Source organism: Planotetraspora phitsanulokensis (genome assembly GCF_016863295.1).
Taxonomy (GTDB): Bacteria; Actinomycetota; Actinomycetes; order Streptosporangiales; family Streptosporangiaceae; genus Planotetraspora; species Planotetraspora phitsanulokensis.
In genome coordinates this window covers 188,661-203,270 of sequence record NZ_BOOP01000011.1, presented here as the reverse complement: position 1 = coordinate 203,270, position 14,610 = coordinate 188,661, and the positions used below count along the sequence as shown (strand labels likewise).

The window sequence follows — 14,610 nt, the reverse complement described above, 5'->3', positions numbered from 1 at the left end:
CGGCCTTTGGACCTGGACTCGAGCGTTTTCCCTGAGTCCAGATCGGAGACCAGCCCTGGAGCCCGGCATCTGAGCCAGAGAGCCGATCAGGAGCCCAGCAGCACGCCGAGGAGGCGGAGGGCGCCGGCCTTGTCGAGAGGCTCGTTGCCGTTCCCGCACTTGGGCGACTGGATGCAGGACGGACAGCCTCTCTCGCACTCGCAGGAGGAGATCGCCTCACGGGTGGCCGAGAGCCAGTCGGCCGCCTTGGCGTAGCCGCGCTCGGCGAACCCCGCACCGCCCTCGTGGCCGTCGTAGACGAAGACGGTGAGCAGGCCCGTGTCGGGGTGGAGCTCGGTCGAGACCCCGCCGATGTCCCAGCGGTCGCAGGTGGCGAACAGAGGGAGCAGGCCGATCGACGCGTGCTCGGCCGCGTGGGCCGCGCCGCCCAGATCGATCGGTTTGCCGTCCGGGTCCGACACGAGGGGAGTGAGAACGGCGGAAGGCAGAGTCCACCAGACCGCGCGCGTGCGCAGTGTCCGGGGCGGCAGGTCGAGCGGCTCCTCGCCGAGCATCTCGCCGGTCTGGTGACGGCGCTTGAGGTAGGAGACCACCTGGCGGGTGACCTCCACGGAGCCGAAATGCAGCTCCCCGGGGCCGAACGCCTGCGAGCGCAGCGACTCCATCACGCGGATGTCCGTCACGTCCCTGGCGAAGGTCGAGTAGTCGGGCTCGGCCGCGGACACCAGGGCGACGCCGGCGTCGAGCTCCAGTTCCTCGACCACGAACGTCTCACCCTGGTGCAGGTACACCGCCCCGGTGTGCACCGTGGTGTGCGCCGACGACTCGTCGACCGTGCCGAGGAGCCGCCCGGTGCCGGACTCGACCACCTGGATCGGGCTCCCACCGGATCCCCTGATGTCGGCGAGATCGGCGGCCCGGTCCCGGCTCGTCCAGAACCATCCGGTCGTACGGCGGCGCAGCAGCCCGCGGGCGACCAGATCATCCAGCGCGTCCAGGGCGGCCGGGCCGAAGATCTCGAGGTCGTCGTCGGTGATCGGGATCTCCGCGGCGGCGGCGCAGAGATGGGGCGCGAGCACGTACGGATTGTCCGGATCGAGAACGATGGCCTCCACCGGACGGCCGAACAGCGCCTCCGGGTGGTGGACCAGATAGGTGTCCAGCGGGTCGTCGCGCGCGATCAGCACGGCCAGCGCGTCCTGACCCGCGCGCCCGGCCCGGCCCGCCTGCTGCCAGAGGGAGGCGCGGGTGCCCGGCCATCCGGCGATGAGGACGGCGTCGAGGCCGGACACGTCCACACCGAGTTCGAGAGCGTTGGTCGTCGCCAGGCCCACCAGGGCTCCCGAACGCAGTGCCTTCTCCAGCACCCGCCGGTCGTCGGCCAGATAACCCGCTCGATAGGCCGCCACCCGATCGGCCAAGCGGCCCACCGGAGCTCCGCCGGGAAGGCCGCCGCCGTGCTCACGCCCGGTTCGGCTCGGCTGCGTCTCCCTGTGGGAACCGCCGCCGTCCCCGGCGATCGCAGGGAACGCCAGGCCCGGTCCGTACGGCAGGGCGGGCTCCTCGAGTTCCTCACCGGCAGCCAGGGAGGGCTCCTCGAACCCCTCGGCCCGTCGTCCGGCCGGATCGGCGAACCCCTGGTCGTGCGTTGAAGCCGTGAGATCGGCCGCCAGCGGCAGGGCGATCCCGTCGACGGCCTCCATCTCCTCCAGGTTGCGTCTCGCGGTCAGTGCGACCGTTTCGGCGGCGCGCCTCGATCGCACGAACGCTAGTGTGCGGACGTCCTCGATCACGAGATCCGACAGAAGGTCGGCCGCCTCGGCGGTCGCCGTCCGCCGGACGGGTGCGCCGCCCTCGCCCCGCAGATCGGTCAGAGGGGGCTCCCACAACGCGAAGGTGGTCGAACCCCGAGGAGAGGCGTCCGTCGTCACCTCGGCCATCTCAAGGCCTGTCAGGCGCATTCCCGCGAGTGCGGGGTCGCTCGCGGTCGCCGATGCCAGCAGGAAAACGGGACGAGAGCCATATTTGGCGGACACGCGGCGCAACCGGCGCAAGATCTGGGCGACGTGGGAGCCGAAGACCCCCCGGTAGCCGTGGCACTCGTCCACCACGACCAGCCGCAGGCGTCGCCAGAAAGACGACCACGACGCATGCCTGGGCAGGATCGACCGGTGCAACATATCCGGATTTGTCAGGACATAGTTCGCGTGCTGGCGGACCCACTGCCGTTCCTCGGCGGGGGTGTCGCCGTCGAAGGTGGCCGGGCGCACCTGGGCCAGCCGCAACCCTCTGACCGTCCTGAGCTGGTCGGCCGCCAGGGCCTTGGTCGGGGTCAGGTAGAGCACGGTGCCGCCGGAGAAGATCTCCGTCACCGCCGGAACCAGGTAGGCCAGGGATTTTCCCGAGGCCGTCCCTGTGGCGATGATCACGTTTCGGCCACGGTGGACATGCTCGGCGGCCTCGAGCTGGTGCTGCCAGAGGCCGGAGACGCCCTGGTTCTCCAAGCGCGTAATCAGGAGTTCCGGAGCCCAATCCGGCCAACGGGCTTGACCTGCCTGACGTGCTGGAACATGCTCCACATGGGTGACACGCCGCTGGCGTGCGGGAACAGCGAGCAGGCGGCCGAGAAGGGCGCCTGATCGTTCCGAGGGAGAAGTAATCGGAGTCACTGGTTTCCAGTTTGCCATCTGCGGGGAGAGTCGCCCGGAGTCGTGATTTCGTATAGACACGGAGTCGGAGCGTGGTTGAATGCCGCGCGTCAGGGTCATGGTTCTGGGGCTACCAGGATGCACGACCCGCATCGAGACCTACGCAAGTACGGCGCTGGAGGATCTGTGGATCTGAAGTTGGACCACCATTCCGAGGACAGTCTCACCATCGTCGACGTCGAGGGTGAGATCGATGTCTACACCGCGCCCAGACTGCGTGAGCTGCTGATCGACCTGGTCAACAAGGGCAACTTCCACCTGCTCGTCAACATGGAGAAGGTGGACTTCCTCGACTCGACCGGCCTTGGTGTGCTGGTCGGCGGGCTCAAGCGGGTCCGGGCGCACGACGGTTCACTCGAACTCGTCTGCACGCAGGAGCGCATTCTGAAGATCTTCCGGATCACCGGTCTCACGAAGGTCTTCGGCATCTACGCCTCGGTGGAAGAGGCCAAGGAAGCCCACGGCCGGGACAAGTGACGGCCGAGGAGCCAACATGGCCACCGTCGAATTGACGTTCAGCGCCCTGCCGGCTCACGTGCGTACGGCGCGGCTGGTCGCGACGGCCATCGCACGGCGCACCGGGGTGGCAGAGGCGATCTTGGACGAGGTCCGTCTCGCCGTCGGAGAGGCGTGCTCGCGGGCGGTGGAGGCCCATCGCCTTCACTGCCCGAGTGAGCCTGTCCGCATCGAGTTACGCGACGACGCGGGCCGGTTCGAGGTGACCGTCAGCGACGCCGCTCCGAGCGAGGAGCCGAAGCCGTACGTCCTGGAGACCGACGGCGCCTTCGAGCCCGACGAGATGGCGGACCTCGGTGTCGCGGTCATCGCGGGGTTGGCGGACGACGTCGAAGTGGTGCCCGGCCCCAAGGGCATGCGGATCAGGATGAGCTGGCCCGCCTCGGCCAACGGACTCGCAGCGATCTGACCGGTGAGCGGTAAGCCCGTCCCCGGGAGCGGGGGCGGTTTTCCGCACGCCTCCGCCGCTGGACCGGCGGACGCCTCCCCGGGTTTCGACCCCGCACGGGTGCCTTCCCCGCTGCCTGCAACGCTGCCTTCGACCGGGGACCTGCGCCGGGCTCCCGCAGAGCACCCTGCACCGCCCAGCACCCGCACCGCCCGGCAACTGCGGCGCCCAGCACCGCGTCGGCACCGTCCGCCAACCGCAGCGCCCAGCACCGCAGGCACCGCCCGGCAACCTCAGCGCCGGCACCGGCCGGCAGTCGCACTGATGAGGCCGAGCGCCTGGCAGAGGCTCCGGGGGCCGGTCGGAGCACCGTAGGGGCACTGCTGACGGCGCCGAGGAGCACCTGCAGCACTGCGAGGACCGCCCGTAACACAGCGAGAGGTGCCGGTCTGCGCGCCCCGTCGAACCCCTCCAGCGAGGGCTGGGAATCCACCCCCAAAAAGGGCCTGTCCGTAATTGGAGAATCGGTCACTTCTGGTGACAGTGTGGCGGACATCGATGATTGAGCCCATTATGGCCGTCTGAAATCTCGCATTTAAGGCCCGCCGTAACAGGAGTGACGCGCGAGGCAGACATCCTGACTTACCTGGTCAAAAGGACCACCGGCCGGGGCAAAGCTTGCTCCATTACTGGACGTGGTCCTAATTACCGAGGCGAGAGGCCTTCATATCCGTGGCGTCGCTGCGTAGACTCCCCGGCACCGGCCAAGGTATTGCGGATGCAACCGGAAGCGGCACTTGCCAATAACCCGGAAGTGCGTCGCTAGGACCGGCAGGTACACCGCAGCAGCGCCCTCCGGGCAGGATCCAAACCCGTCTGGCCGAGGAGGACGGATGTCTGCCTATCTAGCCGCTGGCGAAAGCACAGCGGTGGCACTTAGTGGTTCCCATCTCACGCTCGTCGTCGTAGTTGCGGCTGTGGCCCTGTTGGCCCTCGCCGTCGCGGGCGGCTTGGTGCGAGAGGTGCTAGCCGCAGGTCAGGGCACCGAACGCATGCAGAACATCGCGCATGCCGTACAGCAGGGTGCCGCCGCATATCTGACACGGCAGTTCCGGACGCTTGCCGTTTTCGTCGTCATCATTCCATTCCTGTTGTTCCTGTTGCCCGCGGATTCGACCAGCGTGGCCATCGGCCGCTCGGTCTTCTTCGTGATCGGCGCGGTCTTCTCCGCGCTGACCGGTTTCATCGGCATGTGGCTGGCGGTCCGCGGAAACGTCCGCGTGGCGGCCGCCGCCCGCGAGTCCGGTGAGAAGGTCGCGATGCGGATCGCGTTCCGCACCGGTGGCGTGGCCGGCATGTTCACCGTCGGCCTCGGCCTGCTCGGCGCCGCGATCGTCGTGATCGTCTACAAGAGCGACGCTCCGAGCGTGCTCGAGGGCTTCGGCTTCGGCGCCGCGCTGCTCGCGATGTTCATGCGTGTCGGCGGCGGCATCTTCACCAAGGCCGCCGACGTCGGCGCCGACCTCGTCGGCAAGGTGGAGCAGGGCATCCCCGAGGACGACCCGCGCAACGCGGCCACCATCGCCGACAACGTGGGCGACAACGTCGGCGACTGCGCCGGCATGGCGGCCGACCTGTTCGAGTCGTACGCCGTCATGCTCGTGGCGAGCCTGATCCTCGGCAAGGCGGCCTTCGGCACCGAGGGCCTGGTCTTCCCGCTGATCGTCCCGATGATCGGCGTCATCACCGCCATCATCGGAATCTTCACGACCGCGCCGCGCAGCGGCGACCGGTCGGGCATGTCGGCGATCAACCGCGGCTTCTTCATCTCGGCGGCGATCTCGGCCGTCCTCGTGGCGGTCGCGGCCTTCGTGTACCTGCCGTCGAGCTTCTCCGAGCTGAGCGGGGTCAGCCCCGCCATCGCCGGACTCAGCTCCGACCCGCGCCTGATCGCCATCGGAGCGGTGCTGATCGGCCTCGTGCTGGCCAGCGCGATCCAGATCCTCACGGGCTACTTCACCGAGACCAACCGCCGTCCCGTGCGGGAGATCGGCGAGAGCTCTCGCACCGGCGCGGCCACCGTGATCCTGTCCGGCATCTCCGTCGGCCTGGAGTCCGCGGTCTACTCGGCGCTGCTGATCGGCGGCGCGGTCTACGGGGCGTTCCTGCTCGGCTTCGGCAACGTGACCGTGGCCCTGTTCGCCGTCGCCCTCGCGGGCACCGGGCTGCTGACCACCGTCGGCGTCATCGTCTCCATGGACACCTTCGGTCCGGTCTCCGACAACGCTCAGGGCATCGCCGAGATGTCCGGCGACGTCGAGGGCGAGGGCGCCCGGGTGCTCACCTCCCTCGACGCGGTCGGCAACACCACCAAGGCCATCACCAAGGGCATCGCGATCGCGACGGCCGTACTGGCCGCGACCGCGCTGTTCGGCTCGTTCCGCACGGCGGTCGAGGGGCAGTTGGCGACGGCCGGCCAGGGCGTCAAGGACGCGCTGGGCCCGTTCGCGAACTTCAACCTGTCGATCGACTCGCCCAACGTCCTCGTCGGTCTGATCATCGGCGCGGCGGTGGTCTTCCTGTTCTCCGGCCTGGCCATCAGCGCCGTCGGACGGGCGGCCGAGCGGGTCGTCTTCGAGGTCCGCGAACAGTTCCGTACCAGACCGGGGATCATGGAAGGCACGGAGCTGCCCGAATACGGCCGCGTGGTCGACATCTGCACCCGTGACTCGCTGCGTGAGCTGGCCACGCCCGGCCTGCTCGCCGTGCTCACCCCGATCGCCGTCGGTTTCGCCTTCGGGTACGCGCCGCTCGGCGCCTACCTCGCGGGCGCGATCGCGGCCGGCACGCTGATGGCGGTGTTCCTGGCCAACTCCGGCGGCGCCTGGGACAACGCCAAGAAGCTGGTCGAGGACGGTCACCACGGAGGCAAGGGTTCCGCCTCCCACGAGGCGACGATCATCGGTGACACGGTGGGCGACCCCTTCAAGGACACCGCCGGCCCGGCGATCAACCCGCTGATCAAGGTGATGAACCTGGTCGCGCTGCTGATCGCTCCGGCAGTCGTCACCTACGCCGACAACGCGGCCGTCCGCATCGGCGCGACCGTGGTCGCCGTCGCGGTCGTCGTGACCGCGGTCGTCGTGTCGAAGCGGAGGACGGTCGTCGCTCCCGCCGCGGACGACAACGACCACGAGAAGCAGGCTCCGCAGCCCGTCGGAAGCTGAGTCGTCCGGCGTCCGGAACCATGACGAGAGGGTCCCCCATGACCATGGGGGACCCTCTCTCCATACACTGGGCTGTTATGGACGAACCCTCCGGAGGCCGGGGTCTGGCGATGGTCCTGCTGGCGATGCTGGTGATGTTCGCTGTGATCGTCGGCCTCGCCGTATGGGCGGCGGGATGACGCTCAGGGGTGTCGCCGCCACCCCGGCGCCATCCGCCGAAGCCTGATCATTACGAACGATCATGACGAACGCGTCGCAGAAGGCGGTCCGGTGAAGACGCTCATCGTGGTGAGGCACGCCAAGGCCGTGCACGTCGCCGGTCTGGCCGACCGGGAGCGCGGGCTCACGGCGCGGGGGGAGCGCAACGCCCGGGAGGCGGGTGACCTGATCAGGCCCCTCGAACCGGAGCTCGTCGTTTCCTCCCCGGCCGTCCGCACCCGCCGGACGGCCGAACTGCTCGGCCTGGACGCCCCCATCGAGTACGAGGGGGGCATCTACGAGGCCTACTCCGACGAACTGCTCGAGCTGCTCCGCCGTGCGGATCCCGAGGTGGACACCCTGGTGCTCGTGGGGCACAACCCCGGAGTCCACGAGCTCGTGCTGAGCCTGACCGGGACCCAGGACGACCGTTTCCCACCGGGGGCCTTCGCCGTGATCGAGCTTCCGGCGCCCTGGGAGGAGGTCGTACCCGGGGCGGGACGTCTGGTCCGCACGCACCATCCCTGATCCCGGCAGGAGGACGATCTGCGCCTACTGCTCGTCAACACCGTCCGAGCGCTGCGGCCGGCGGATACCCGGCTCGCGCTCGGCTTCGGGTTGACCGGGGCCGCCTCCCTGGTGATCCCCCTGGTCGCAGGCGTCGTCACCGGGCATCCGATCGGCGGCGCCACCGTCGGGCTGGGCGCGTGGCTGGTGGCCAGCCGGGCCATTCTCGACCCGGCGCGGGTGAGCAGGACGTTCATGCTCGGCGTGGTGGCGTCGCTCGGGGCGGGCACCGTTCTCGGAATCGTCATCTCGGGCGAGGGCTGGCTCATCGTGCCGACCGCCTCGGCGCTCGCCGGCCTCGGCGTGCTGGTACGGCGCATCGGCATCACGCCCGCGCTCACCCTGCTGCTCACGGCGGCCAACCCGCTGCCCCTCGATCCTCTCCCGCACACGGGCCTCCAGGTGCTCGGCGGCCTGTTCGCCGCGATGTCGCTCACCCTTCCCTGGCCGTGGCGGCGGGCCCGCCCGCTGACCGTCACGTTGTCCCAGACCGCCGAGGCGCTGGCCGACCTGATGGAGGCCGCGGCGGATCCGCGGCTCGATCCCGGCGACTGGGACGCCCTCCGCCGAAAGGCCGGCGACTCGCTCGCCGAGGCCCGGGTCGTCTACGCCCGGCACCGGTGGCAACGCCGGTCACGGCCCGCCGAGAAGGTGGCCATGGCGCTTCGGCGGGTGTTCTACGAGACGGTGGCCGCGCACGGCATGTTCGTCGCGTTTCATGAACGAGCTTCCGCGGCCGTGGAGACGGTCGGTGCGGCGGATCTGACGCACTCCCTCGCCCGGAGCCTGCGCTCCTTCATCGGTGAGGGGCTCGGCGTCGAGGACCCGCTTCCCGACTATGAGGCCCGGGTGAACGTGCTGCGGGCGGACCGCCCGCACGGGGAGCGGGAGCTGCTGGTCCTGGTTCTGCTGCGGCAGATCGGGCACTGCGCCGACCGCGTCAGGAAGTCCCTGACGGAGGCTGAGGGGGCCGCCCGGGAGCTTCATTTCACCCGCATGGTGCTCCCCGCCCTCACGGCGCGGCCCAAACCGCCTCCGGAGGTCCGCCTGTCGTTCGACTTCGACGACCCCCGGGTCAGGCACGCCCTGCGCGCCCTGCTCGGTACGGCGTTCGCCGCCACGATCATCGTGCTGTTCAAGCCGCCCCACCCGCACTGGCTGGTCATCGCCGTCCTCGTGACCCTGCAGCCGACGTACGGCGAGACGCGTGCCCGGGTGTGGGCGCGTATCGGCGGCAGCACGGTGGGCGGGCTCGTCACGGTGGGGATCCTCCATTTCGGCCCGAGCCTCTGGTGGCTGTCCGCGCTGATCGGAGTGTCCGCGGCGCTCGCCTTCGGGCTGGCGTCGGTCCATCAGGCCTACTGGTCGACGTTCATGACCATGTGCGTGTTGTTGCTCATCGACTTCCAGTTGCCGGGGGGCACCGGGGTCGTGGAGTCCCGCATCGTGCTGACCGTCCTCGGCGGGCTCATCGCCGTCGGCTGTACGCGCCTGCTGTGGCCCCGGGGGGAGACCGTGCGGCTGGCCGACCGGGTCGTCAGGATGCTCAGGGGCCATGCCGCGGCCGCGCGCACCCTGGCGGCGGTGAGCCGGGGCAAGTCGTCCGCTGAGAGGGCCGAGACCAGGATCAGGCAGGCCGGGCTGGACGCGGAGGCCGTGGCCCTGTCCCTGGACTACATCGCGCACGAGCCTGGCGGGACGGCGCCGTACGCCGTCGAGGAGGCCGTGGACGTCGCCCAGCGGGTCAGGGACGACCTGATGTCCGTCACCTCGGTTCTGCGGGACGAGCCGGGCGATCCAGGCCACGTTCCCGGGGTGCTCGAGACGGTGGCGCTGCGGCTGGAGGCGGCGGCGCAGGCCGTCCAGACCAGCGAGCCGTTCGAGTTCACGGGCGACGTGGACTGCGAGCTGGCGGTGATGGCCGCCTCGGTGGGGCGTCTCGCGGAGCGACGGCTCGCGGAGCTGGACGCCGACCCGAGCGACACGCGTACCGAGGTGCGGCGGGCCCTCGTCCGGACGGCCGCGGTCGACCAGGCTCTACGGTCCCTGGGCGCGGACACCGTCCGCCTGTGCGACGCCGCGACGTCCGCGTTCGCTCACGTGACGCCCGAGGCCGCGAGGGCCGCCTGAGAGCCGTACAGGCGCTCCGGGACGGACCTGGCCCCCAGACGGTCGCCCCTGGCGCGGCGGCGGTAAGCGGCGGCGGTAATCCGGGCCCGCGGTGCGTCGCGGAGCTCAGTCCCAGCGCTCAGTCCCAGCGGGAGGCCACGCCGTCCTCGGCGTCGGCGGCCTCCACCTCGTCACGGGAGATTCCGAGGAGGTACAGGATCGAGTCGAGGTAGGGCACGTTGAGCGCGGTGTCGGCCGCCTGCCGTACGACCGGCTTGGCGTTGAAGGCGATGCCGAGGCCGGCGGCGGCGAGCATGTCGAGATCGTTGGCGCCGTCGCCGATCGCCACCGTCTGGCTGAGGGGGACGCCCGCCTGCGCGGCGAAGCGCTCAAGCGCGCGCGCCTTGCCCGGCCGGTCGACGATCTCGCCGACCACCCGGCCGGTGAGCCTGCCGTCCACGACCTCCAGCGTGTTCGCGGCCGAGTAGTCGATGCCCAGGTCGGCGACCAGGGCGTCGGTGATCTGGGTGAAGCCGCCGCTGACGATGGCGAAGCGGTAGTCGAGGCGCTTGAGCGTCCGGACCAGGGTGCGCGCCCCCGGCGTGAGGACCACCTCCTTGACGACCTTCTCGAAGATCTGCTCAGACAGCCCTTCGAGCAGGGCCACGCGCCGGACCAGCGACTCGGCGAAGTCGAGCTCGCCCCGCATGGCCTCCTCGGTGACCCGCGCGACCTCGTCGAGGCAACCGGCGTGCCGGGCGAGCAGCTCGATGACCTCCCCCTGGATCAGGGTGGAGTCGACGTCCATGACGATGAGCCTCTTGGCGCGGCGGTTGAGTCCGCTGCGCTGGACGGCCACGTCGACCTTCTGCAGTGCCGCCTCGGCGGACAGCTCCGCGCGCAGGGCCTGCGGATCGGCGCCGGAGACCGCCATCTCGATGCAGGTGACGGGGTAGCTGGACAACCGCTCGATCCGGTCGATGTTGGCGCCGCTCGCCGCCACCCGCCCGGCGATTCCGGCCATGGCGGCGGGCAGCAGGGGCGCGCCGAGCACGGTGACGTGCAGCCGGCCCCGCCGCCGCTTCTCCTGCGACGCGGTGCCGGTCGCGATCTCCAGGTCCATGTCGAGGTCGGCGGCGACCTGCTCGACGGCGGTCCAGAGCCCGCCGATCGTGCCGCCGGTGCCCGTGGAAGGTCCCCCGGCGTAGGCGACCAGGACGCCGAGCGTCAGGCGCCCGCGGATGACGACCTGTTCCACGTCGGCGACCGTCACGGGAAACCCGGCCAGGACGGTGAAAAGCCGCGAGGTGACACCTGGGCGATCCGGACCGGTGAGCGTGATCAGGAGCGTGCGCTGGTTCACGTTGTTTGAGGTTACTGGGCGAAGCCTCCCGGCTGTGCACGAGGTTCACCATGCGGACGCCTCACTGCCGCACGTGTGAGAGATCACAGTCATTTCGGCATGACGTCATGGTCCCGGAGACCTTGAGGAAGGACGCGCCCATGACGATCTCCATTGAAACCGGTCGTTACACCGTCGGGCTCGCGGAGAGCGCCGCCGACGTGAGAGCCGCCCAGCGCCTGCGGTACGAGGTGTTCGCCCAGGAGATGGGCGCCGTCCTCGATTCCCCGGTGAGCGGGCTCGACGTCGACGGATTCGACGCGTACTGCGATCACCTGCTGGTACGCGAAGGCGACGACGTCGTGGGAACCTACCGTCTCCTGCCGCCGGGACGGTCGGACCGGCTGTACTCGGACGCCGAGTTCGACCTCGGCAATCTCGCGGGCATCCGGGGCAACCTCGTCGAGGTGGGCCGCACCTGCGTGCACCCGGACCACCGCGCGGGCGCGGTCGTCGGCCTCATGTGGGCCGGGATCGCCCGCTACATGGTGGACGGCGGGTACGGCTACCTGACCGGTTGCTGCTCGGTCCCCCTCGACGACGGCGGCGCCGTGGCCGGCGGGGTGCTCGACCGGGTGCCTCTCGGCCCGGAGCAGTACCGCGTCACCCCTCGCAACCCGTGGAAGAGCACCGGCGCGCCGCTGCCCGACCGGTTCGTGCTGCCGCCCCTGCTGCGCGGCTACCTGCGGCTTGGATCCTGGGTCTGCGGTGCCCCCGCCCACGACCCCGACTTCCGCAGCGCGGACTTCCTCATTCTGTTGTCGATGGCCGACGTCGACATGCGCTACCTGCGGCACTTCCTGGGAGACATGCTGTGAGCAACATCGTCCATCTGCCGGTGACCACCTCGCCGTGGTTCCCGGTCTCTCCCTGCACGCCGAGCGAGTGCATGGACCAGCCCGGCGCGGTGGCGGGTCCGCTGCGGCGGGCCGCCCGGGTGCTGGGCGCGCTCGCCGTCATCGTCTCGGGCATCCCGCTGGCCCTCGTCGCCCGCCTGAGCGGTACGGCGGTGCGCAAGCGGTTCACCATGGCGTGGTCGCGGATGCTGATCAGGGCACTGGGGATCAAGATCGAGGCCCGGCGGGGGTTCGCGTTCGTCGGGGGCTCCCTTGAGGCCCGCGCCGTCCCCGAGGGGGAGGGCGGGACGCTGCTCGTCGGCAACCACATCTCCTGGCTCGACCCGATCGTGATCGCCGCCATCACCCCCTGCAGGCTGCTGGCGAAGAGCGAGATCGCCGAGTGGCCGATCATCGGGGCCCTGGCGACGGGCGGCGGTGCGCTGTTCATCGACCGGAACCGCCTGTCCGCCCTGCCTCAGGCGATCGACGCCGTCGCCGCCGCCCTGCGCGACGGTGACACGGTGTGCGCCTTCCCCGAGGGGACCACGTGGTGCGGGCGCGAGATGGGCACGTTCCGGCGTGCCGTGTTCCAGGCGGCCATCGACGCGGGCGTGCCCGTCCGGCCGATGGCGCTGCGGTTCCGGCAGGGTGAGGAGCTGTCGACCGGGCCGTCCTACGTCGGCGATGACTCGCTGATCGCGTCCATCATGCGGGTCGTCGCCATCAAGGGCCTGGTCGTGGAGGTCACGTTCTTCCCCGGCGTCCAGGTGCCCCGCGGCTGCGAGCCGCGCCGCGCGAGGAAGACTCTCGCGAGGATCGCCGAGGCGCAGGTCCGCGCGGGGGTCGTGGAGACGCGCCCGCAGTCACTGGCCGCGTAGCGCCGCCTGAGGGTCAGACGATCAGGTGCGCGTCACCGAACTCGTGCCACAGGTAGCCCTCGTCCAGAGCGGCCCTGTAGGAGCGGGAGAGCAGCGGTTCGCCGGCGATCGCCGACAACATCATCAGGTGGCTCGACCGGGGCTCGTGCAGCCCGGTGATCAGGCCGTCGACCACTCGGACGCCTCCGGCCGGCGTGACGACGTGTGACGTCCATCCCTCGGCCGCTTGGACCGGGCCGTCCAGTGCGGCCGACTCCAGTGCGCGTACGACGGTGGTCCCGACGGCGACGACCCGCCCCCCGGTCTCGCGCGTGAGACGCACCAGGTCGGCCGTACGCCGCGGGACGGAGAACCACTCGGGGTAGGGCGGTTCGTCCTTCTCCGGCGACGCCACGCCCGTGTGGAGGGTGATGGGGGCGACGGCGACGCCCCTGGAGACGAGGCCCGCCACGAGTTCGGCCGTGAACGGGCGTCCGGCGCTCGGCATCTCCGCGCTGCCCGGCTCCACGCCGAACACCGTCTGGTAGTCCGAGATGGGCCAGTCCCGCCTGACGTAGGAGTAGCGGATGGGCACCCCGTGCTCCCGCAGGTACGCCTGGACGTCGCGATCGAGACGGGCCCGCCACAGCCGGGGCGTGTGCTGTGCGATCAGCCGCAGGGTCGCTCCGCCGGGAAGGGGCAGCCACTCCCCGGGAGCGCCGCCGAGGTAGGGCGCGGTGGAGGTGGCCGTCAGGCGCCGGAGCTCGACCAGCCAGTCACCGGACGGCGTCGTGCCGGAGAAGTGGACCGCGAGCCGGTCGAGCCGGACGGCCGCGGCCAGGGTCGCGGAGTTGTTGACGACGATCAGGTCGCCGGGGGAGAGGATTGCCGGCAGGTCGGCGAAGGTGTGATGGGTGATCTCCCCGGTGTCGCGCCGGGAGACGAGCAGGCGCACCCCGTCCCGCCGGAGGCCGCGTGCTTCGGGCGGTTCGTGTGCCTCGCTGACGGGCGGAAGGGCGAAATCGACGGTCCCCGGATTCATTCGCGTGCTCCTGTCGTGACGGCGAGCGCCTCCTTGGTGAAGCGCCCGCTTTCGGGGCGGATCGTGACGAGCCTGGCGAGCGTGGCGGCGACGGAGTCGGGGGACGCGGCCGAGGCGGCCTCCTCGGGGCCGACCGCGTCGGCGAGCATGCGGGTGCTCATCTCGCCCGGATCGACCCACCAGACCGCGAGATCCCGCTCCTCGGCGGCGAGGACGTGGGACATCTGGTCCAGGGCGGCCTTCGTGGCGCCGTAGCCTCCCCAGCCCTCGTATGCCTCTACGGCGGCGTCCGACGAGATGCCGAGCACCGCCCCCTTCCTCCTGCGAAGGACGGGCAGCGTCGCCTGGACGAGCGCGAGAGGCGCGATCACGTTGGTCTCGAAGAGCCGGCGCAGCGCGTCGAGCGGGAGGCAGGACAGCGGAGGCAGGGGGACGGGGCCGAGATCGCTGGCGTTGTTGACCAGCAGGTCCAGCTCCGGTGCGGCGGCCGCCAGCCTGGCGACGTGCGCGGGATCGGTGACGTCTCCGGCGATGGCCTGGGCGTTGAGGTCGAAGGCCGCCGAGAACAGGTCCTCCTCGCCTCTCGCGGTGAGGATCAGGGACCAGCCGTCTTCGGCGAGAGCCTTGGCGAGGGCCAGTCCCAGTCCTCGGGAGGCTCCGGTGATGAGTGCTGTCTTCATGGCCTCACGCTAAAAACGGGGCGCGGGCCGCACATCGGGCCGTGGACCGGGCCCAGGGTCGGCAGATGGGCCTAGGG

General features: G+C 70.6%; 11 protein-coding genes. 7 read left to right on the top strand and 4 right to left on the bottom strand.

All coding sequences use genetic code 11. The annotated features are described in order from the left end of the window. Positions 1–86: 86 nt before the first annotated feature. Positions 87–2,687: a DEAD/DEAH box helicase gene (locus tag Pph01_RS42765; RefSeq protein ID WP_239116707.1), complete on the bottom strand. Its 2,601-nt coding sequence runs from the start codon at positions 2,685–2,687 to the stop codon at positions 87–89. Positions 2,688–2,834: 147 nt separating this feature from the next. Here Pph01_RS42765 and Pph01_RS15195 point away from each other — a divergent pair, with 147 nt between their 5' ends. The 5 genes from Pph01_RS15195 (at position 2,835) to Pph01_RS15175 (ending at position 9,734) form a co-directional block, all read left to right on the top strand. Beyond that, the gene (locus Pph01_RS15195) at positions 2,835–3,185 is read left to right on the top strand and encodes an STAS domain-containing protein (RefSeq protein ID WP_203881757.1); all 351 of its coding nucleotides are present in this window, start codon (positions 2,835–2,837) and stop codon (positions 3,183–3,185) included. Between the two features lie 16 nt (positions 3,186–3,201). Beyond that, on the top strand, positions 3,202–3,633 hold the full coding sequence (locus Pph01_RS15190) for an ATP-binding protein (RefSeq protein WP_204073715.1): 432 nt from the start codon (positions 3,202–3,204) through the stop codon (positions 3,631–3,633). A gap of 872 nt (positions 3,634–4,505) precedes the next feature. Then, the gene (locus Pph01_RS15185; protein WP_204073714.1) at positions 4,506–6,839 is read left to right on the top strand and encodes a sodium-translocating pyrophosphatase; all 2,334 of its coding nucleotides are present in this window, start codon (positions 4,506–4,508) and stop codon (positions 6,837–6,839) included. Between the two features lie 270 nt (positions 6,840–7,109). Further along, positions 7,110–7,565: a SixA phosphatase family protein gene (locus Pph01_RS15180; protein ID WP_239116706.1), complete on the top strand. Its 456-nt coding sequence runs from the start codon at positions 7,110–7,112 to the stop codon at positions 7,563–7,565. A gap of 90 nt (positions 7,566–7,655) precedes the next feature. After that, entirely contained in the window at positions 7,656–9,734 is a 2,079-nt protein-coding gene (locus Pph01_RS15175) for an FUSC family protein (protein WP_204073713.1), read from the top strand. Positions 9,735–9,852: 118 nt separating this feature from the next. Here the strand turns inward: Pph01_RS15175 and serB are convergent, their stop codons facing one another. Continuing rightward, positions 9,853–11,076 carry a phosphoserine phosphatase SerB gene (gene serB / locus Pph01_RS15170; RefSeq protein WP_204073712.1) on the bottom strand — a complete coding sequence of 408 codons (1,224 nt, stop codon included), beginning with the start codon at positions 11,074–11,076 and terminating at the stop codon, positions 9,853–9,855. A gap of 140 nt (positions 11,077–11,216) precedes the next feature. On the opposite strand from serB, the gene Pph01_RS15165 reads away from it, so the two are divergent. Then, a complete protein-coding gene (locus tag Pph01_RS15165; protein WP_239116705.1) occupies positions 11,217–11,933 on the top strand; it encodes a GNAT family N-acetyltransferase in 717 nt (238 codons plus the stop codon). Beyond that, positions 11,930–12,832: a lysophospholipid acyltransferase family protein gene (locus Pph01_RS15160; RefSeq protein WP_204073710.1), complete on the top strand. Its 903-nt coding sequence runs from the start codon at positions 11,930–11,932 to the stop codon at positions 12,830–12,832. The genes Pph01_RS15165 and Pph01_RS15160 overlap by 4 nt, the downstream gene beginning before the upstream one ends. Before the next feature lie 13 nt (positions 12,833–12,845). Here the strand turns inward: Pph01_RS15160 and Pph01_RS15155 are convergent, their stop codons facing one another. Continuing rightward, a complete protein-coding gene (locus tag Pph01_RS15155; protein WP_204073709.1) occupies positions 12,846–13,853 on the bottom strand; it encodes an S-adenosylmethionine:tRNA ribosyltransferase-isomerase in 1,008 nt (335 codons plus the stop codon). Continuing rightward, a complete protein-coding gene (locus tag Pph01_RS15150) occupies positions 13,850–14,533 on the bottom strand; it encodes an SDR family NAD(P)-dependent oxidoreductase (protein WP_204073708.1) in 684 nt (227 codons plus the stop codon). Before Pph01_RS15150 ends, Pph01_RS15155 begins: the two co-directional genes overlap by 4 nt. Positions 14,534–14,610: the final 77 nt, after the last annotated feature.

Excerpts from the sequence above, each read along its gene's own strand:
- Pph01_RS15155 (WP_204073709.1), bottom strand. The coding sequence starts at position 13,853 with ATGAATCCGGGGACCGTCGATTTCGCCCTTCCGCCCGTCAGCGAGGCA.
- Pph01_RS15190 (WP_204073715.1), top strand. The coding sequence starts at position 3,202 with ATGGCCACCGTCGAATTGACGTTCAGCGCCCTGCCGGCTCACGTGCGT.
- Pph01_RS15185 (WP_204073714.1), top strand. The coding sequence starts at position 4,506 with ATGTCTGCCTATCTAGCCGCTGGCGAAAGCACAGCGGTGGCACTTAGT.
- Pph01_RS42765 (WP_239116707.1), bottom strand. The coding sequence starts at position 2,687 with ATGGCAAACTGGAAACCAGTGACTCCGATTACTTCTCCCTCGGAACGA.
- Pph01_RS15150 (WP_204073708.1), bottom strand. The coding sequence starts at position 14,533 with ATGAAGACAGCACTCATCACCGGAGCCTCCCGAGGACTGGGACTGGCC.
- Pph01_RS15165 (WP_239116705.1), top strand. The coding sequence starts at position 11,217 with ATGACGATCTCCATTGAAACCGGTCGTTACACCGTCGGGCTCGCGGAG.